Here is a 19,468-nt window from a genome sequence, read left to right as displayed (position 1 = left end):
ATATACTGTTAGTTATAATTTGTTTTGCGGCGGCGAGTCCGTGCGTCGTGGCGCAGACCTTGTCCGGGCCCGACGAGTCGGATCCCGGCGCGCTCTTCGTCGTCGATGTCGCTGTCCCCCCCGGAAGCGGCCCCGCCTGGCGGTTGACGTTCGATCCCGCGGCGGTGCAGTTCATGGGGCTCGTTGCCCCGACGCCGGAAGTTCAGCTGTCGGGCGACTCGATGCTTGAAATCGCATCGGATAACGGGAAGGGAGGGAAATATCGGGTCAAATTTCTCCCGTTCCCGAATGCGTCGGTTGCGGATTTCAAACTGGCACAGGCCGCGACGGGAGGAGCAACACTCCATGTTGCGTTCGTCGCGAAAGCGGAAGAGAAGCAGTATCACCTGCACGTCCTGGTCGGCGGCATTCTTCTGCTGATCGTCGCATGGGCCGTCTGGCGTTACCAGAAGAAGAATCCTGGTCTCATGTCGACGCGATCACTGTTTCTGAATTTCGAGGAACTCCAGAAGGCTCGCGAGCAGTTTTTTTCCGATCTATCGGCGACGCCTCCTCAGGACGTGCCCCCTGCCGCCGATTCGACGCAGGCGATGCCCGTTGTGACGGCTTCTCCCGGGCCCGCCGATCGGCAGAATCAGGGGCCTCGAGCCGAGCGAACGCTCGAAATGCCGGTTTCCGTGCCGAAACCCGAACCGAACGACGTTCCGAAGGAACCGGTTGCGATACCGGCGGGGGGACCCAAAACTCCTCCCGGTTCTTCTGAGGTCGTTCAGCGGGCTGATGAACCACCGAAGCCGGCGGCGGAAGAACCCGGCGAAACCGCCGAGATGCCTGTTGTCGATGTGAGGCAAGAAGAGCCGGCCGAAGCCTTCGACACATCGAAAAAGACGGTTGCCCGGAGCGGCGTCTCGGGGAACATCCAGGCTGTCGATGCGACGGTTGGCATGCCGGGCGCGCCGCAACCGCTCGAGAAGGCCGGCTCCTCGGACAAGACGATTTCCAGAAGCGGATTTTTGCGGCAGAGCGAAGCGGTGCCTGCGTCGGCCTCCATCATCGTGAAACTCACGGATGAGAACGGAAGGATATTCGAGGGGCGCGGCGTGGAGGTGCTGATCGGCCGTGCGAAAGAGTGCAATATTTCGATGACCGCGGCGGAGGTGAGCCGCCGGCATCTCCTTATCAGGCGTGATGGGGACGGGTTCGCCGCGGTGCCGCAGACGACGTCGAACGTTACGGAAATCAACGGCATTCCCGTAAAAGCCGTATCCGGAGTCCGGTCAGGCGACAAGCTGTCCCTCGGCGGCACGGTGTTCACGATCGAGATCGCGATCTGAGAACCGGGCTGGAGAACGTCTCAGCGTCTGTTCCTGACGGTGAATCCGAGGGTGGCGGATGCGGTGTTGCCGGCGATGTCAGAGGCTTCGACATCGAGGGCGTAGCGGCCGTCGGCGAGATCCGAGGTGCGAAGCGCGTATTCCGGTTTGTAACCGAGCGCTGGATTGCCGTTCGTCAGGTTCATGAGGAAGAATCGGGGACCTCCGGCTCCGTTCGATTCTAATACGCCCATTGGCGTTTTCAGACGCTCCTTGTAGATGACGGTGCCAAGTTGAGTTCTGTCGCCCCGGATCGGGAGCCTGTCGAACTTGAACACGTCGGAAAAAGGGATGACGATGCCTGCCGGGGCCTCGAGCCTGCGGATCGACGCCCGCACACGATAGGGGGAATAGAGATATCCGCCGCCCGGCAGAGAATCAGTGACGGCCAGGACGAAATCGATATCGCCGAATACCTCGAGGTTGCCGTTGGCGCCGGCGAAGGCTACGGTTTCCTCGTTCGGAACCGCCCAGATGCCGTGGATCGTCGGAGCCTGGGTGTCCGGCACGGGCTCCAGCAGAGGAACCGGATTGAGATACGAGCCGTCCGAAGCGATCACTTCCAGGTGGATATGGTCGTATTTTTCCGTCACCGGCAGAACCGGTTCCGTCCAAGGGACGACATTGCCGATCGAATCGCCGGCGACGACGTCCGCCCCGCTCTGGGCTTTCGAGAGAAGATGGTAGGGAATCGACCCCGGATCGAGGTGCCGGAAACACCAGTTCGTCCCGTCTTTTGTGACAATACTCACTTCGATATATTTTGACGAGAGATCGCTCGACGGGGTGAACGGGCTTCGTATGTAGGCGAATCTGAGAGGGACGCGTGACGCCTCGATCCGGTAACTCGAAATCGTCACCCTCCCGGACACCGGCGTGTAGACGACCGTCCCCGCGGGGGCGCGCACGTCGAGGCCCCCATGCAGATACGGCACCTTCCCGTAGTTCTGAAAATCATGAAACTGGGCCCCAATCCGTACGGGGCCGCGGACGGGCCAAGCGTTCTGCGATGCCGCCATACCAGGAAATATAAATAATAAAACTATATATATTAGAATTCTATTCTTCAAGACTCGTTTCCTGCGCAAAAGTGCTTGCCGGGTATCGATCATACAAGATTATATTCCCCTGCGAACCAAAATGGAACGGGAGATATGCCGCCAATGACAGCCTGCATCATGCCGGACAACAGTTCGTGATGAATCGTCGAAAACGGATCGGAAATGGTATGACCGCTGTCAGCGGGAAAACTCAAATCTGCCGGCCAAGATTATTCCGACCGGCGTTTCTGCGGCAGACCCCGCCGATCTCACGACGATCGGCATGCCAGATGTCCGATTACGTCGGAGCATTGCCTTTGAAGCCGGTTCCGACGAGGTAGACTTCGCGGCTTCTCGTGAGGGAGGCTTCGGGGTTGACGGATTTGAGGAACTCGAACTTTTTTTTTGCCTCGGAATGAAGATCCTTGTATTCGGAGCCTTCGAATACCTTGGCCACGAAGCTGCCGCCGGGCTTGAGCCACTTGGCGCAGAGATCGAGAGCAAGCGTCACCAGGGCGGCGGAGTTCGATGTGTCGGCATGGTGGATGCCGGTCGTGTCTGGCGCCATATCGCTCAGAATGACGTCGAACTTGCCTTTGGCGGCATCGGCGATCTTCTTTTGCGACTCTTCGGCACGTATATCGCCCTGGAGAATGATGGCGCCCTCGATCGGGTCGATCGGGAGGAGGTCGATGGCGACGACGAGCCCTTTCCCGTTCAGACAGTGAAGGGCCATCTGCGTCCAGCTGCCGGGCGCAGCTCCGAGATCGAGAATCTTCATGCCGGGCTTCAGCAGTTTGTATTTGCGGTGGATTTCCTCGAGCTTGTAGGCCGCGCGCGAGCGGAACTGCTCCTGGCGGGCCTTTCGGAGCCACGGATCGTTCAGGCGGTCCTTGAACCAGGCTTTTGCCATTGGATTATTGAATCGGCTCGACGGTGAGCGCCGTGTTGTTCATGCGCACGGGCGGGAGGACGCTGATTCCACCAGAGGATTCGATATACCGCTCGATGGCGTCCCGGACAAGAATGCCCGTGGTGGTGCGTTTCATCGACTTCAGATACGTGTATCCATCGCCGCCCGTGCTCATATACGAGTTCAACGCGACCTTGTAACGGCGCTTCGGGTCGAGCTTTCCGCCGCTGTCGTCGGTGATCTCGACGATGCGTTTCATCGGGGGGCGATGTGGATCGAAAGTGACTTTGAGATTCGAAGGAATCAGATACCCGTATTCCCCCTGAAATTCCCGTATCATGCCGCTCGCGCGCAGTTTGAAATTCTCCATTGCGAACTGGTTGTCCGCATCGGTAACCGGTGAAAATCCCGCAGAGAGTGATTTTTCCATCAACTCGACGATCTGCTCGCCGGTCATGGTGATGACATCGACATAGTTCAGGAACGGTTGCAGCAGGAACAGATCATTCTTCGTCACGGGGCCCTTCCAGACCGGGTAGCGCACTCCGCCGATATTGGTGAAGGCGAAATCGGCGCCGGCGATCTGACGTATAGCGTCTGATATAAAAGACCCTTCGGGAGAGTCCCCGCCGATGATTCCGCGTATCAGGTCGACGGAAGACGTGCCCACGAAGGCGCTCATCTTTGCATCGATTTCATCCTGATACCCGGCGACGAGACGCTTCATCGCCGAATTTTCAGGATAGGATGCGATATACATCGAAATCGGCTCATACTGGATGACCGTTCGCCACGGCTCCAGGTCAAGCGTGACTTTCCCGACGACGCGGTTGTCGAAGGCGTTGTGGATGATCGGGACAAGCCGTTGCTCACTGAAGAAGGGCTCGGTCATCGGGGTGTGACTGTGACTTCCGAGAATGAGGTCGATGCCCGGAACGGCGTCTGCGAGCTTCTTGTCGTCTTCCAGTCCTACATGCGAGAGAAGAACGACGAAATCGACCCCCTGCCTTCGAAGTCGCGGAATGAGTTCGGAGAGAATCGGTACCGGATCGCGAAAATCGACCCCTTCGACGTTTTCCGCGAGGGAAATGCGCGCGGTGTCCGGGGAGAGAAGGCCGATGAAAGCGACGTCGATTCCCTTGAGGGAAAGCCTGACGTAGGGCTTCAGGAAGGGAAGAAGCCGACCGGTTTTCGTGTCGAACACGTTGCAGGCGAGCATGGGGTATCGAGCCGCCGCCGCCGCTGAAGCGAGCCCCGCGACCCCGTAATCGAAATCGTGGTTTCCGATCGTGACGGCGAAGGTTCTGAGGAGGTTCTTCGCGGCGATCATGCACATTCCCTTGGTCTCGTCGACGACGGGGGTGCCCTGGAACGAATCGCCGCCATCCATATATAATGCTATACCACCGGATTTCAGCGCGGCAAGGCGTTCCTGGTCGACGACGGTCGCGAGCGCCGCGTACCCGCCGACGAGAGGCTTGGGTTCGCTCGCCGTCGTCGGGTCAGGCTGAGGCGACATGTGGCCGTGGATGTCGCCGGTGTGGAGAATGACGAGCCTGACAGGAGCGGCGGATGCGGAAAACGGCGCCGTCAGGAATCCTGCCAAAAGCAGGATCAGCGCATATCCGCGGAATGAAAACGGGTGATTCGGGGAGGAACGACGAAGCTCCCGGGGCTCGTGGCGATGCATGGCGTCAGCTCACAGCGAATTCAGCATTTCCCGGGCGTTCTGGGAAAGTTCGGGATTCGGATCGAGCTTGAGGCAGGCTTCGAACGCCGCCTTCGCGCTTCGCGGATCGCCGGTTTTCGCGAGACAGAGGCCGAGCAGATACTGGGCCTCGGCATCGCGCGGAACCGCCTTGACCGCGCGCTGGGCAAATTGGAGGGCATCGGCGTACCGGCGCTTGGAGATCATGTCGCGGGCCTTGAAAACCGCGATCGCCTCGTCATCCTCGAGCACCATCTCAACCTGGCGCCGGTTGACCGAGAGAAACGCCACTTCGACGACGCTGCCGGTGCGAAGATCGGTTAGCTTCGCATTGGTGATGGGGAGAAAGTCCTTGGTCGCCGTGTCGGCATTGAGAATGTCTGACAGGCGACTGTTCTCATACAGATGCACCTCACCGCGAACCATGTGATGGGAGGTGTACAGAATGACTCTGAGTTTTTCCTTGTGCGCTTTCATGTCGATACGCTCCTTGCAGGGATTGCGATTGATATTTTTACCATGAAACGGAGAAAAGGTCGAAAGATTGCTTCAGCACTCAACGAACCGTCCTTCGGCCTCGGCCAGAACCGTGCCGTCCGCCATCATCACGACGCCTTTCGCAAGATGCACTCGACCGCGACCGTCCGTACGGTTTCCGACGACGGTCAGCGGGAAGCCGATCGGTGCGGGGCGCAGAAACTTGATACGCATTTCCGCCGTTACGGCGAGTACGCCGGTGGAGATGATCGCGTGACCCATCATTTCGTCGAGCAGCGTCGTGAGAATGCCCCCGTGAACGATCCCGGCGTAGCCCTGGTGCGCCGGGCCCGACGTCCAGACCGTGGAGCAGGTGCCGGGGTCGTTCTTCTGAAGGGTGATCTGGAGCCCTTGAGGGTTCCTGGGGCCGCAGACGAAGCAGTGCTTGTCGTCGATCAGCTTGATTTTCGCCTGGTTGCGGTTCACGATCCTGTTTCGCACGGTGGCCAGAACCGCTGACATGGAACCCCTGTTCTCGGCCGCGGGCGTCGTCAGGGGGAGCCGCTCGCTGAGCAGAATGTTATGCTCGGCCAGCCTGTTTTTCAGCGTCTCAAACGCGGGAACGGGAAAGCCCGGCATGACCGGATCGCCGTTCAGGAAGGGAAGCGGTCCGAGATCGTTCAGCCCGTGCCCGGCGAGCTCGGCAAACCGCGAGAAGAGGTGGGGCGCGATCGCGCGACAATGAACGGGAAACGCCTCGCGAAGAACGCACATGGCCGCGGCGGTCTGGTCGAACCCGAGAGGCGGCCTGCTGCTCATCGGGGTTCCCGGGACGGGCTGGAACGGGACCAGGCGGACGTCTTGCAGCCACGGATCCGCTCCGCAGAAGGCGCCGATGGTCTTGATGAACTCGTGACGATCGGCTTCGGTTTCGCCGATGCCGATCAGAAAATCGAGATGGTAGGGAAGCTGCCACCGGTGCGCCTGCTCGATCAGCCCTTTCGCGTGATCCGGGCCGCGGCTTCGGGCCTCGGCATGCGCTTCGCCTTTCCCGTGCAGGCCCGCGGCGGTGAGGGAAAACCGGATCGAGGCGGCCGCTTCGGAAACCGTCTGGATGTCGAACGGGGCGAGGGCGCCGGCTTCGACGACCGGAAGAAGTCCCGCCTCCACGGCAAGCGAGCACGCTTTCCGGAGATACTCGGCGTACGAAATGCAGGATTCCCGCTTGAGGGCGAACTGGATCGAGGGATACTCATGCGGCGATTCGCCGGACATGAGAGAAACCTGCACGGCGCCTCCCTTGGCGAACCCGGCGAATTCGGCGGAGAGCTGTTCGAGAGAAACCAGGCCGCATTCGACGTTCCGGAAAGCGCAGTATCCGCAGGAGTTGCGGCAGACGCGGCAGACGGCCACAGCCGCGCCGAAAACATGCGTGAGCGTTGTTCCCTGTGTCATGGCTCGAATTGTATCACAGGCCGGGGTGATTGGTGACGATCGTATTCACCGCGCTCGCCGAAAAAATATCCGAATTTTCCTGGAACTTTGGGTATGATACGCAGGTCTAAGAGGTCGAAAAACGATATGCGAGGTGGGTTCCACGATGCCGAAGACCTGTCACCTGATCCATGAGGCCGGAATGCGACTGCGGGATTCGCACCTGCGGCACGTTGCCTTGCTCGTGATGCTGGTGTCTCTTCTCGCAGTCGTCCCGGGCGTCGCACTGGACGCCTCTCTCGACGCGGAGGTCGACCGGACGACCGTCAGGTTCGGCGAGTCCCTGACACTGACGCTCACCCTGTCGCAGGCGCTCGGCGGTGGAGGTGGCCGTCAGATCATCACACCCAACGTCGATTCGATACCCGACTTCGACATTGCCGGCAGACGAACGGCTCAGAACATGAGTTTCATCAACGGCGTCGGCCAGGTCCAGGTACAGACGTCGCTGGAACTTGTGCCGCGCGGCCCAGGCGAGTTCACGATCCCCGCCATGGGGTTCAAATTGCCCGACGGCCGAAGCGTGAGTTCGAAGGCGATCAAGGTGAAGGTGCTTCCCCCTGAAGACGAGAGCGCGGCGGGGCAGGGAAGCACGCAGCCGGCCGCACCGGAGGAAGACGACGCCTCGCGCGTCGCGAACGGCGGCGGAATGAGCCTGTTCAAGGCGTTTTCGATGCTTCTTCTCATCACGGCCGCCGTGATCTGTCTGCCGATTCTGCTTTCCTGGTACATGAGCGGCCGCGCGGCATCGTCGCGAACGCGCGTTTCCCCTGCGACCGACGAGGGTGCTCCAAATACGTCGGAGACCGGGGCCGTCGAGGACGCGAAGATCGTTTCCGTCGCCACTCCTTCCGCGGAGAAGGTTGATTTCGAGCGGGAGGTCGAGCGCCTCAAGATCGAATACAAGGAACCGACGCTCGAATTCTATAGAGTATACTTTGATATTTTCCACAAGGCCCTCGTTGCGGCGAATCCGAGAATGAAGCCGGAGCAGACGCCCGACGAGCTCCGGCGGACCGCCGAAGAGCATTTCCCGCCCGCCGTCTCGTCGCGCATGAAGCCGGTCGTCGACGAGTGGGAAGGCGTGACCTATGCGCGGATGCTCCCCTCGCGCCCCTTCAGCGCACTCCATGACGACGCGCGCACGATCGTGCGTTCCCTCATCCACAGACAGGAGACCCACCGATGAACGCTGGAATCGACCCCGCCCTGAAGTCCGGCATCGAGGAGGCCGGCAAGATCGTCGCCCAGGTGCGATCCGAGGTCGGCAAGGTTCTCGTCGGGCAGAAGCACCTGCTCGACAGGCTTATCGCCGCCCTCATCACCAACGGGCACATCCTTCTCGAAGGCGTGCCGGGCCTTGCCAAGACCCTCGCCATCAAGGCGCTCGCCCGCACGATCACCGTCGACTTCTCGCGCATCCAGTTCACGCCTGACCTGCTGCCGGCCGACCTGATCGGAACGCGCATCTACGACCCCCAGAAGACGGCGTTCTTCACGCACAAGGGGCCGATCTTCGCCCAGTTCGTCCTCGCCGACGAGATCAACCGCGCGCCGGCCAAGGTCCAGAGCGCGCTTCTCGAAGGCATGGAGGAGCGTCAGGTGACGATCGAACATGAGACGTTCAAACTGCCCGAACCGTTCCTGGTGCTCGCGACCCAGAACCCGATCGAAACCGAGGGAACCTACGCCCTGTCCGAAGCGCAGGTCGACCGCTTTCTGTTCAAGGTGAACGTCGGCTACCCCGGGTTCGAGGAGGAACGCCTTGTCGTCCAGCGCATGGGCCTCGCCGAAGAGGCGCACACGCTCGACGTCATCAAGCCGGTGCTCGACGCGAAGAGCGTGGCCGGGCTGCGCGAGATGGCGAAAAAAGTCTACGTCGACGAGAAGATCGTCGAATACATCCTCCGCCTCGTCGATGCGACACGCAGACCGCAGGAATACCGTCTCGAACTGAAGGGGTATATCCGCTACGGGGCCTCGCCGCGCGCCTCGATCTATCTCGCGAGGGCCGCACGGGCGATCGCGCTGATCGCCGGCAGGCCGTACGTGAAACCCGACGACGTGAAGGCCATTCTGCCCGATATTCTTCGTCACCGCATCATCCCGACCTACGAGGCGGAAGCCGACGAGATCGATTCCGAGGAGATCGTCCGGCGACTGTCGGACGGCGTGCCGGTTCCCTGAAAGAGAGGGATTGAATGCTTCCCCGCGAGTTGCTGGCCGAAATCCGCCATATCGAGATACGGACGCGTCATCTCGTCGATTCGGTCTACGCCGGCGGATATCGGTCGGTATTCAAAGGCCGGGGCATCGAGTTCGCGGGCATTCGCGAATACTCACGCGGTGACGAATACCGGTCGATCGACTGGCGGGTCACGGCCCGCACGGGCGAACTTCACGTCCGGGAGCACATCGAGGAACGCGAGCTGCAGATGGCGGTCGCCCTCGATCTCTCGGCCTCGATGTCGTTCGGCACCGGCTCGCGCGAGAAACGTGAGACCGCCGTCGAATTCGCCGCCGCGATGGCGATGGCGGCCGATCGCAATAACGACCGCGTCGGCATCTGCCTTTTCACCAGCCGCGTCGAGAAGTTCGTGCCGCCGGCGAAGGGGCGGACGCACGTCCTGAGGCTGATCCGCGACCTGATGTATACGCTGCCCGAGGAAAAGGCGTCCGACGCCAGGCCGGCGCTGGCCTTTCTGAATCACTCCCTGCGCCGCCGCTCGATCGTGTTCCTCGTCACCGACGGCATCAGTCTTCCCGCGATGGAGCGCGAACTCCGGATCACCGCCGCACGTCACGACCTGATCCTCGTCCTCGTCGAGGACCCCCGGGAAACGACGATGCCCGACGTCGGCCTGATCGAACTGGAAGACCCCGAAACCGGCGAGGAGACGATCTGGGATACGTCCGATCCGGTTTCGGTCGAGAGATGCATGAATGAGGCCCGGCGCGACCGGGCCGCCCTGATTGCGCGCGCGAAACGGCTCGGGATCGACGTTATCCGGCTGAGTGCGGGCGAATCCGTCATCCGGCCGATCTGCAGGCTGTTCGCCGAACGTGAAAAACGCGCCGCTTCGGGCGGATAAAATCTAATACTATAGAATACTCCGGAGGCACCACATGAACGGGGCGATTGGCCTGCGAACGAGGATAAATGCGATACTGCTCCTGCTCGTCGGGGGTCTGGCACTCGGACTGTATCTGTACTGGCATGTCGAGGGGCGCTCGGGAACGGTGAGAAGCCGCTTCGAGTCGGGAAGAGCGTATGCGGCCGAGTTGCTGGCCCACGGGCTCGTCCGCGAGGCCGTGACCGTGATGGAGACGGCGTTGGCCGCCGAACCGGCAACGGCACGCGCCCTCGCCCTGCGGCGTTCCGTCGCCGATATCTGCATGGACAAGCTCGGTGATTACGAAAAGGCCCTGGCCGAACTCGTTTTCATCAAAACCGCCGATCCCGCGCAGGCCGGCGCCGTCGAGGCCCCGATCCGCCGCTGCCTCGAACGCCTTGGGCGGGTCTACGATGTCCAGCGCCGGCTGATGCTCGAAAATGGCCTCAACCCGACGCAGGTATACGCAACATCCACGACCGCCGTCAGGTTCGGAAACGAATCGGTGATATCCCTCGCCGAGGTCGAACAACGACTCCTCCGCGCGAAACTCCCCGTGAAGGGCGCACCGAAAGAGGCCGTCGACAACGCCGTTCAGGAGTTGATGAGCGAGCGACTTCTGCGGCGGGCGGCGGCCCGTGCCGGCATCGATCGCCAGCCCCTCTTCCACGAGCAGGTCAGGCGGTTCGAGGACAACCTCGCGATCATGCGATATCTCGAAGACCACGCGCTGAAGGATGTCCAGGTGGACGAGCAGGCGGTGAGCCTGCATCTCGAGAAAAACAAAGAGCGGTATCAGGGGCCGATGCGCGTCACCTACAGCGTGTATGCCTTCCCCGACGAGGCGTCCGCGCGGGCATACGTTGCCGGTCAGCCGGCGTCCACCCCGCAAACGGTCGGAGACCACCTTTCCGGCACGCCTCAGGAACTCCCCCCGGCCCTCAAAGCGATCCGGTGGGAAACTGATCCGCCGACCGGCCTGCTCGGCCCGGTAGAACTCGGAGGGGCGTGGGTCGTCTACCTCATTCACGGGGTCGATCCCGGCGGCAGGACGCCCCCCGAGCTCGCCCGCCAGCAGGCCCGGCTCGAACTGCTCGAGCAGAAGAAAAGCTCCAGAATCGCGGAACTCATTGCCGATCTTGCCCGGCAGGAAGACGTGCGCGTAATCGACGAAGCGATCCAGACCGCGTTCCAGCCGGCTTCCGCCGCCGTTTCCGCGGGCCGGGCGGAAAAATGACGGCGAGGCCGTTCCGATGAAGATTCGAAGATGCCGTCCCGATGCGCTCCTAGCCGGAGTCGCCTCGGCGTCGGCGTCTTTGTCTCCGTTGCCGCCCGGCGAGGTCATTTACGGCCTCAAGCCCCCGGCGGCGATCCCGTTCGACTGGTGGTCCCTTCTTGTAGACGTCTTCCTGTTCTGGTTTTTCGTATGGCTCCTGTTCAGGATTGCGGCATGGTGGCGCCGGAGGAGCGAGGCGCGGGAACACGCCCAAGCGGAAGAGCGAGTGGTCGATCATCGCCGGGAAGCGCTCGACGCGCTGGCGCGGCTCAAGTCGTCGCCCGTCTGGCACGAAGGCCGGAGCAAGGACATCTGCGAATCGCTTGCCGGAATACTCAAGACGTTCCTGCACGGCCGGTATTCCATCGGAACAGGCGCTGCCGCCACGACGGATGAGCTGATGCGGGCGTTTCCCGAATATCATGTTCCTGTCCCGCTTTACCAGGAAACGCTGAGCCTGCTTTCGCACTGCGACGAGGTGAAATACGCGCGCGGCAGTCTCGGGGCCCTGACGCTCGACGAGTTGTGGAGCCGGTTCCATGCGCTCGTCGCGAGGGAGGACTGGCGGCGATGAGATGGCTCGACCCCGAGTTCATCCTGCTTGCGGCCCTCATCGGCCTCGCGATCGGGTACAAACTGCTCGTCGTCGGGCCTCTCAAGCGCGGCGGTTTGCGGTTTCCCCTCGCGCATCGGCTCGTCGGAGCCGAGCCCTCCCTGCGCGTGCGGCTCATCTGGCTTCCCGACTTGGTGCGCTTCGCCCTGCTGGTGCTGCTCGTTCTCGGGCTCATGCGGCCGCAGTGGGGCATTGAGCACGAGACGGTGAACCGGCAGGGAATCGACATCATGCTCGCTCTCGACGTTTCCGGCAGTATGGCGGCCGAGGATTTCAAGCCGAACCGGCTGAAAGCCGCCCAGTCGATCACCGAGCGGTTCATCAACGGCATCCGTGATCATCGGCTCGGCCTCGTCGTGTTCGCCGGTCTCGCCCTCACGCAGTGTCCGCTGACGATGGATTACGGCGTCGTTACCGAACTGCTGCGCCGTTCGGACCTGAGAATGATCAGGGCGGACGGCACGGCGATCGGAGACGCGCTGATCAACGCCGTCTACAAGTTCAAGAAAACGCCCGGCGAGAAACGCGACCAGGTCGTGATTCTGCTGACAGACGGCGAAAACAATTCCGGCGTCGTCGATCCCCTCGAAGCCGCGAAGGTCGCTGCCGAACGCGGAATCCGTGTCTACACGATCGGCGTCGGCAGCGTCGAGGGAGCGCCGGTTCCCGTCGATACGCCGATGGGCCGCCAGTATGCGCGGAACCCCGACGGCTCGCTGATGATTCCGAAGATCGACGAACAACTGCTCAAGGATATCGCCTACGTGACGCAGGGAAAATACTTCCGGGCGACCGACAATACGACGCTCGAATCGATATACGAGACGATATCGAAACTCGAGAAGGGCAAGATCGATGTCGGCCGCACCGTCCAGTATGCCGAACGCGCCGAATGGTTCCTGCTGCCGGCGTTCGCGCTGCTCGCCATCGAGCTGTTCCTGCGCGGCAGAGTCTTCGCGAGGGTGTTCTGAATGTTCAAAGAACCGACGAACCTGCTTCTGACGCTTGCCGGCCTGATCTGGGCCGCCCTGCTCGCCCGCCGCGTCATCACCGACCTTCAGGCGCGACGCGAGCGGTTCGCCACGAACCTGATGATCTCGAGAATGGCGGCGCACCAGCCGACGCGCCGCCCCGTGAACAAGTGGCTGATGATGCTCTTGGCGTTCGCCCTCATCGGGGTCGGTCTCGCCCGACCGACGGGCGGCAACGTGGAAGAACAGGTGACGGGCCGCGGGATGGACGTGATCGTCGCGCTGGACGTTTCGACCTCCATGAAGGCGCCGGATATCGACGGGAACTCGCGGCTCGACGTCGCACGAGCCCTCATCGAGCGCCTGCTCGGGGCCCTGCGCAACGATCGCGTCGGCCTGGTCGCGTTCGCCGGCGACACGATGGTCCAGTGCCCGCTGACCCCCGACAAGGGAGCGTTCCTGACGTTCCTCGAACGCGTCGACCCGGCGATGCTGACGATCCAGGGCACGAACCTGGCCGCCGCGATCGAGACGTCGCTCGACCGGTTCGACTACGTCGCTTCGCGGACGCGCGTGATCGTCCTGGTCTCCGACGGCGAAGACCGGGACCAGGCGCGGGTGACGAAAGCCGTTGCCGACGCCGTCAAACGGGGCGTGCCGATCTACACGGTCGGCATCGGAAGCCTCGAAGGCAGTTACCTCCCCGAGGGGCGCGACATGTGGGGCCGCGTCGTCTACAAAACCTTCAAAGGCGAGCGGGTCGTGACGAAGCTCGACGACGCGATGCTTCGCAGGATCGCGAATGACGCCCGCGGAGCCTATTTTCGGGCGAAGGACGTCGCCAGCGCGAAAAAGGTCGCGGAAGCTCTCGAAGCTCTCCCGAGAACCGCCATGCATCAGGGAACGCAGATCGTGACCCGCGAACTGTTCCAATGGCCGGTTCTGCTGGCCTTCCTGCTGCTGCTGGTCGAATGGATGGTTTCCGAACGTATTCCCTACGAGCGAGAAAAAGATCATTGGCTGAAACGGCTATGATATATAAAAAATATCATGATATAATATATATTGCTCTTATTGTTGTGGACCTCGTCATCCCCGGAGTCGCCGAGTGCCGGGGAAGCCGAGACGTGGATGAGGGGCTTTCGGCACTTCGCTCCGGCCGTCTCGAAGAGGCCGCCGCGGCGTTCCAGCGCGCCCGGTTCGACGCCCCCGCGGAGCCCAGGATCGCCTACGATCTCGGGATCGTCGCCTATCACGCGCGGCGTTTCGATGAAGCCGCCGCAGAATTCGAACGCGTTGCCTCGAGTCCGTCCTCCCCGCCGGAACTTGTTGCGGACGCCCTGCATAACCTCGGAAACGCCCGTTTCCAGGCGGGTGCTTATTTCCAGGCGGTCGATGCCTATCAGTCGGCTCTTGCACGGCGTGAAGATCCTGAAACGCGATACAACCTCGAACAGGCGCAAAAGCGCCTTGCCGAACAGCAAGCGGCTCAGCAGGCTCAACAGAACTCCCAAGACAGCCAAAATCAGGGACAGCAGCAACAAGGACAGCAGCAACAAGGTCAGCAAAAACAAGGTCAGCAGCAACAAGGACAACAGCAACAAACTCAGAAGGAGCAACAGGGAGGCCAGCAGGCTGGAAAAGAGGAGGCCAACGAGCAGCAGGGAACGGAACGCGGGCAAGGCGGCTCGGAGCAGCGGAAACAGCAGGCAGGCCAGCCTGGTGCGAATGCCTCTGATACGCGGCAGCAATCTTCGGAACGTCCTGGGGATGATATGGCGAGCGGAACGCCGAAGGCCGAGGACGAGCTCAAGCAACAACGGGCGAATGCAAGCGACAGTCTGAAACCGGAAGACGCAACCGCCTCTGAATCAACCTCCTGGAGCGAGCAGGAGGCGAAACAGCGCGACGTGAAACTCGACTCAGAGAAACGGCCTGCAAAGGAGATTCCCGACGCATCACAGCGCGCGCGGGCCCTGAAAAACCAGAAGCTCAACGCCTACATGGTCGAACGGCTCCTCCGCCAGATGGAGGAACGTGAAAAGGAAATCCAGCGCAGATATCGGCGCGATCCCTCGAGCCGCGACCGTGACGATATCTTCGATGACCCCTTCTTCATGGACCCCGACAGAATGCGCGAATTCATGGAAGGCCGGCGCGGAAAGCCAGACAAGCCGAAATCGGATACCCCGGACTGGTGAGGAGCAAGTTTCCCTCGTGCTTGACAGGCCCGGAGGGCGCTTCTATAATGCACAGGTGAGCGGCGATGCCGCTCGGTGAGACAGATCGACTATTTCTGCTTTCAGGAGCATGCTGCATGCGATGTCCCATTCACCCTGAGGGATTTTTCTTCAGCGGTGCGCTGACCCTCCTCGCCCTGGTGACATCGCGCTGTTCCCGGTTTCTCGGGACGGTCTTCGGGGTGCTCGCCGCGTTCACGATCTACTTCTTCCGCGATCCCGAACGTGAAATTCCCCAGGGGGAAGGCCTGATCGTCTCGGCCGCCGACGGAACGGTCGTCGGTATCGATGACGTTCCGAACGCGCCGTTCATCGACGGACCTGCCAAACGGGTAAGTATATTTCTGTCGATATTCAATGTGCATATCAATCGCTCTCCGATCGACGGGCGGGTTGCCTATCGCCATTACAACCCGGGAAAATTCCTCCCGGCGAACTGTGACAAGGCGTCCCTCGACAACGAGCAGAACGCGATCGGGATCGATGACGGAGGCTACCGCGTCCTCGTTCGGCAGATTGCCGGAATCATCGCCCGCCGCATCCTCTGCTGGGTGAATCCGGGCGACCAGGTCGCGCGCGGCGAGAGGTTCGGACTCATCCGGTTCGGCTCCCGCACCGAAATTCTCATGCCGCCTGGCGCCGTTGTGGTCGTGAAGGTCGGCGACAAGGTCAAGGGAGGCGAAACTGTCATCGCCCGCCGTTCCTGAGAAGAACTCCGCCGCTTCCGAACCCGTCCGGGAACCAGTGGCGGTTTTCGCTGCGCAGGGCAATGAAACGGCTCATCAGCAGAGCCGCGCCATGCGGCATCTCTCGATTCTGCCGAGCGTGTTCACTTCTCTGAACCTGTTCTGCGGATATCTGTCGGTCATTTTCACCTCCCGTGAAGAGTATCTCCTCGCAGGGTGGCTGATCATTCTTGCCCTCATCTGCGACATCCTCGACGGGCGCATCGCCAGGCTCACCTCGGTCACCTCGCGCTTCGGCGCCGAACTCGACTCGCTCGCCGACCTCGTGAGCTTCGGCGTCGCGCCGGCGTTCCTCGTCTTCAGCAGGTATCTCGCCGACTATCTTATCGTTGGCCTGCTGTCGACGTCGGTGTTCGTTCTCTGCGGCGCGCTTCGCCTCGCCAGATTCAACATCACGCCGCCCAGCGACCGCGACGTCTTCACCGGCCTCCCGATTCCGGCCGGGGCGGGTATTCTCTGTACGCTGACGATCTTCGAAATGCAGTTTTTCCCCTTCTTCCGCATTCCCGACATCGCGATTCCCTTCGTGCCAATTCTGACGGGCTTCCTCATGGTGAGCACCGTCGAATACCCCGCGATGAAAAAGTCGAAGAAGACGTCTGCCATCCGGCAGATGCTGGTCGTCGCCTTCGTCGTCGCGCTGGTCACGATGCCCGCCCTGACCCTGTTTCTCTACTCCTGGGGCTTCGCATCCTACGGCCTGTTCATGTGGGCCTTCAAGAAGCTGTATCTTCTTGTCCGCGGCAGGAATCCCTCCGACGAGTCTCAGCGTCCCCTGTCGCCCTCTTCAGGCCAGTGAGGGCGAGCCGGCTCCGGTTTCCCGGTCGAGAACCTCGCGAAGCCGGCGAAGCAGGTCCCGTGGCGCGAGCGGTTTCTGAATGATGTGACATCCGCCGCGAAGCACCCCTTCGTGGCTCAGGATCTCGCTCGAGTAGCCCGACATGAACAGCCCTTTCATCCCCGAGTCCTTCCCGGACAACCGCCGATACAGCTCGGGCCCGTTCATTCCCGTCATGATCACATCGGTCAGAAGAAGTTTGATCCCGAGTTTCGCATCGGAAAACAACCGAAGCGCCTCCTCCCCGCTCGATGTAGCCAAGACGTCGTAGCCTCCTTGCACGAGAATTTCGCAGACCATCGTTCGGACGATGTCCTGGTCCTTGACCACGAGAACAGTTTTGTCGCCATTCTTTGAACCATGCTCGGATTGAGTCCGCAAGGTTTCGAACGGAAGATCGGTGAGGGGAAAGTAGAGCCGGAACGTCGTCCCGTGGCCCGGCTCGCTGTAGACATGGATATATTCGCTGTGTCATTTGACGATGCCGTACACGGTCGCAAGGCCGAGTCCCGTGCCTTTCCCGGGGCCCTTCGTGGTGAAAAAACGGATCGTAGATCTTCTGCTGGGTTTCCCTGTCCATCCCGATGCCGGTGTCGCTGACGCAGAGAACCGCATGGGGGCCGACGATTTCGCCGCCATGAAACCGGAGAAACGCAGGTGATTTCATCGGTAATCACGCCATACTGGCGCAGATACGCCTCGATTCGGGAAATGCCCACTGGCGGCCTCTCACGGATATTGTCTCGCGTCTCTGCCGGCAGTTCGGTGCGACCGGGGAAACCGCCGCGGACGATTCGTTCCAGATTACAGGATGGGCGTCCGATATACAAAAAACACCCCGGCCGAAGTTCCGGCCGGGGTGCGTCTGGGCAATGCGTGAAGGTCAGGGCTTCGCCGAGATGATCTCGACGTTGGTGAGAAGGGGCAGGCCGTTTTCATCCTGGTTGACAACGCCCTTCAGTTGAAGGATGGTTCCCTTCGGATACAGCTTGGGAAGCCGGTCGAGCATAATGGCGCCGGTCGGGTCGGCGAGAAGGTAGAAGCGCCGCCCCTTCTGGTCGAATCCTTTCGCCAGGACGCCGAGGAGGCCTACGGCGCGTCCCTTGATTCCCAGCGGATCGAACAGGATCTGGGAAACGGCCATCATTTGTTCCGGTTCTTCCGCGAGCGGGGCTGCTTCCGTCACGGCGACGAAGGGACGCCCGTTCGCATCGAGATGGACCTGGCCGAGAACCGAGATGCAACGGCCGCGGGCGGAAGGATCTTCCGGGCGGAGTTGGTCGGGCATGCGGCCGGTGCAGTAAATGCAGGTGCCGTCGTCGCCGCGGACGATCCAGTCGGAACGGGTGACGGGCGGGGCGCCGATATCCTGCCCCTTGTCGGCTTTCCAGCCGAGGAACGTCGCCTTCAGCGAGACGAACGTGTCCTTGAAGGTTTCAGGTTTTTCGACGATCTGCTTCACGGCGGTGAATACGGGCGTGCGGTCGCCGGCCTGCGCCGTCATGGCGGCAAACGCGACGAACAGGAGCAGGGCCGTGCAGAAACGGAAAATGCGGGAACGACTGTTCATGATTCCATCCTCCCCAGAGTGGCGTATTTTTCCTTGATCCGCGTGCAGAGCGCGGGCAGATCCGAAGATTTGCCGCTTCCCATCTTCTGAAGGGCTTTCAGGGACGTCTTGTGCGTGCCGTAGAGAAGTCCTTCGTGCTGTTTCACGAAGGCGTCGTCCGCCTCGACCTCCTCGCGGGTGATGACGCCCGGGATGTCCTGACCCTTCTCGCCGTCGATGAACGACGATGCGGCCGTCACGAACACCATCAGGTCGTCGAGATACCCGATGTGGGGAACGTCGTCGGGAACGAGGTCCTGCTCTTCGATGAGATAGAGTAGCGTCCCTGTCAGGATCTCGCGCCGCTCCTGAGAGAGATGGGAAAAAGCGGCGTATCTGGTAAACTTATTGATATATTTTGCAAGCTTTTCTTCAACGGCTTTCTGAAGATGCGATTTCTGATTCATGCCCTCCAACAACCCTCCGTCCTGTATGATATGCGACGCGGCGGGCCCGGGGTCAGGCCTTCCCGGCGTCGGGCGGGGCCATGCGGGCATACTGCAGCCGCAGGCTCGTCAACTGGGCTTCGATATCCTGCTCCACGCCGGGCATGCCCCATCGCCCTCGCATCTGCTCGGCGGTGGCCGACAGCAGGTCGATGGCGATGCGCGTCTGCCCGAGATCCCGTTCCCTCCGCCCCGTTTCGGGATTGGGGATCAGGCCCATCGTGATGAACGCCTTCTGAAGCAGTATTTCCATCATGAACCCCGCAGTCTCGACGACGTGCATCGAGGTGAGCGACGGTCCGCGCATGCCACCGGGGCGACGTCGGGTCTGCCCGGGACCTGACGGACGGGGCGGCTCTTCCATCTCTTCCTCGCCCTCAGCCGGATATCCCTCGGCTTGCTCGTCGAAGGGAGGCTGATCTTCGACGTCGGACGGGGTCTCGGACGCAGGGGGACGCACCGGCTGCGCCCCTGACGCGTCGCGCTTTGATCCGGCGGATTCTTCCTTTTTCGGCGAAGCCTGTACGGGAGCCGGTTTGGGTTCTTCCGCGTCTTCCGTGTGGGCGGCGCGCCGGTCGGCGATCTTGATGACTGATGAATCATCCATGGGA

20 protein-coding genes are annotated in these 19,468 nt (G+C 61.5%); 11 read left to right on the top strand and 9 right to left on the bottom strand.

Annotation, left to right across the window (positions count from 1 at the left end; genetic code table 11):
* Positions 1-47 precede the first annotated feature (47 nt).
* Positions 48-1,334 carry an FHA domain-containing protein gene (locus PLU72_06150; protein HOT27750.1) on the top strand — a complete coding sequence of 429 codons (1,287 nt, stop codon included), beginning with the start codon at positions 48-50 and terminating at the stop codon, positions 1,332-1,334.
* 20 nt (positions 1,335-1,354) lie between these two features.
* Here PLU72_06150 and PLU72_06145 read toward each other — a convergent pair whose 3' ends face one another.
* The 5 genes from PLU72_06145 to PLU72_06125 all read right to left on the bottom strand — a co-directional run bounded on the left by PLU72_06145 (position 1,355) and on the right by PLU72_06125 (position 6,966).
* On the bottom strand, positions 1,355-2,443 hold the full coding sequence (locus tag PLU72_06145; protein HOT27749.1) for a hypothetical protein: 1,089 nt from the start codon (positions 2,441-2,443) through the stop codon (positions 1,355-1,357).
* Between the two features lie 268 nt (positions 2,444-2,711).
* Positions 2,712-3,326: an RlmE family RNA methyltransferase gene (locus tag PLU72_06140; GenBank protein ID HOT27748.1), complete on the bottom strand. Its 615-nt coding sequence runs from the start codon at positions 3,324-3,326 to the stop codon at positions 2,712-2,714.
* Between the two features lie 4 nt (positions 3,327-3,330).
* On the bottom strand, positions 3,331-5,016 hold the full coding sequence (locus PLU72_06135; protein HOT27747.1) for a bifunctional UDP-sugar hydrolase/5'-nucleotidase: 1,686 nt from the start codon (positions 5,014-5,016) through the stop codon (positions 3,331-3,333).
* Between the two features lie 9 nt (positions 5,017-5,025).
* The gene (locus PLU72_06130) at positions 5,026-5,511 is read right to left on the bottom strand and encodes a tetratricopeptide repeat protein (GenBank protein ID HOT27746.1); all 486 of its coding nucleotides are present in this window, start codon (positions 5,509-5,511) and stop codon (positions 5,026-5,028) included.
* A 72-nt stretch (positions 5,512-5,583) separates the two neighbouring features.
* On the bottom strand, positions 5,584-6,966 hold the full coding sequence (locus tag PLU72_06125; protein ID HOT27745.1) for a hotdog domain-containing protein: 1,383 nt from the start codon (positions 6,964-6,966) through the stop codon (positions 5,584-5,586).
* 145 nt (positions 6,967-7,111) lie between these two features.
* Here PLU72_06125 and PLU72_06120 point away from each other — a divergent pair, with 145 nt between their 5' ends.
* From PLU72_06120 to pssA, 10 genes are all read left to right on the top strand, one after another.
* Positions 7,112-8,194 carry a BatD family protein gene (locus tag PLU72_06120; GenBank protein ID HOT27744.1) on the top strand — a complete coding sequence of 361 codons (1,083 nt, stop codon included), beginning with the start codon at positions 7,112-7,114 and terminating at the stop codon, positions 8,192-8,194.
* Entirely contained in the window at positions 8,191-9,192 is a 1,002-nt protein-coding gene (locus PLU72_06115; GenBank protein ID HOT27743.1) for a MoxR family ATPase, read from the top strand. Before PLU72_06120 ends, PLU72_06115 begins: the two co-directional genes overlap by 4 nt.
* 14 nt (positions 9,193-9,206) lie before the next feature.
* On the top strand, positions 9,207-10,097 hold the full coding sequence (locus tag PLU72_06110) for a DUF58 domain-containing protein (protein HOT27742.1): 891 nt from the start codon (positions 9,207-9,209) through the stop codon (positions 10,095-10,097).
* A gap of 34 nt (positions 10,098-10,131) precedes the next feature.
* Positions 10,132-11,355 carry a hypothetical protein gene (locus PLU72_06105; protein HOT27741.1) on the top strand — a complete coding sequence of 408 codons (1,224 nt, stop codon included), beginning with the start codon at positions 10,132-10,134 and terminating at the stop codon, positions 11,353-11,355.
* 16 nt (positions 11,356-11,371) lie between these two features.
* Positions 11,372-11,968, top strand: a complete 597-nt coding sequence (locus tag PLU72_06100; GenBank protein ID HOT27740.1) for a hypothetical protein — start codon at positions 11,372-11,374, stop codon at positions 11,966-11,968.
* The gene (locus tag PLU72_06095; protein HOT27739.1) at positions 11,965-12,978 is read left to right on the top strand and encodes a VWA domain-containing protein; all 1,014 of its coding nucleotides are present in this window, start codon (positions 11,965-11,967) and stop codon (positions 12,976-12,978) included. Before PLU72_06100 ends, PLU72_06095 begins: the two co-directional genes overlap by 4 nt.
* The gene (locus PLU72_06090; protein ID HOT27738.1) at positions 12,979-14,013 is read left to right on the top strand and encodes a VWA domain-containing protein; all 1,035 of its coding nucleotides are present in this window, start codon (positions 12,979-12,981) and stop codon (positions 14,011-14,013) included.
* Positions 14,014-14,105: 92 nt separating this feature from the next.
* Positions 14,106-15,179, top strand: a complete 1,074-nt coding sequence (locus PLU72_06085; protein HOT27737.1) for a tetratricopeptide repeat protein — start codon at positions 14,106-14,108, stop codon at positions 15,177-15,179.
* A 116-nt stretch (positions 15,180-15,295) separates the two neighbouring features.
* Complete coding sequence (locus PLU72_06080) at positions 15,296-15,925, top strand: phosphatidylserine decarboxylase family protein (GenBank protein HOT27736.1); 630 nt, start codon at positions 15,296-15,298, stop codon at positions 15,923-15,925.
* A gap of 37 nt (positions 15,926-15,962) precedes the next feature.
* Positions 15,963-16,763 carry a CDP-diacylglycerol--serine O-phosphatidyltransferase gene (gene pssA / locus PLU72_06075; GenBank protein ID HOT27735.1) on the top strand — a complete coding sequence of 267 codons (801 nt, stop codon included), beginning with the start codon at positions 15,963-15,965 and terminating at the stop codon, positions 16,761-16,763.
* Here the strand turns inward: pssA and PLU72_06070 are convergent.
* From PLU72_06070 to PLU72_06055, 4 genes are all read right to left on the bottom strand, one after another.
* Positions 16,752-17,132: a response regulator gene (locus PLU72_06070; protein ID HOT27734.1), complete on the bottom strand. Its 381-nt coding sequence runs from the start codon at positions 17,130-17,132 to the stop codon at positions 16,752-16,754. The genes pssA and PLU72_06070 overlap by 12 nt on opposite strands.
* Positions 17,133-17,685: 553 nt before the next feature.
* Positions 17,686-18,372, bottom strand: a complete 687-nt coding sequence (locus tag PLU72_06065) for a hypothetical protein (protein HOT27733.1) — start codon at positions 18,370-18,372, stop codon at positions 17,686-17,688.
* Positions 18,369-18,818 (bottom strand): YkvA family protein, encoded by a 450-nt coding sequence (locus PLU72_06060; GenBank protein ID HOT27732.1) that lies wholly within the window; start codon positions 18,816-18,818, stop codon positions 18,369-18,371. The genes PLU72_06065 and PLU72_06060 overlap by 4 nt, the downstream gene beginning before the upstream one ends.
* A gap of 52 nt (positions 18,819-18,870) precedes the next feature.
* Positions 18,871-19,464 (bottom strand): DUF1844 domain-containing protein, encoded by a 594-nt coding sequence (locus PLU72_06055; protein ID HOT27731.1) that lies wholly within the window; start codon positions 19,462-19,464, stop codon positions 18,871-18,873.
* Positions 19,465-19,468 lie beyond the last annotated feature (4 nt).

It is taken from the genome of Candidatus Ozemobacteraceae bacterium, assembly GCA_035373905.1.
Lineage (GTDB): Bacteria > Muiribacteriota > Ozemobacteria > Ozemobacterales > Ozemobacteraceae > MWAR01.
Note: the sequence above shows the minus strand (reverse complement) of the source record. Positions and strands in the feature narration are given on the sequence as shown.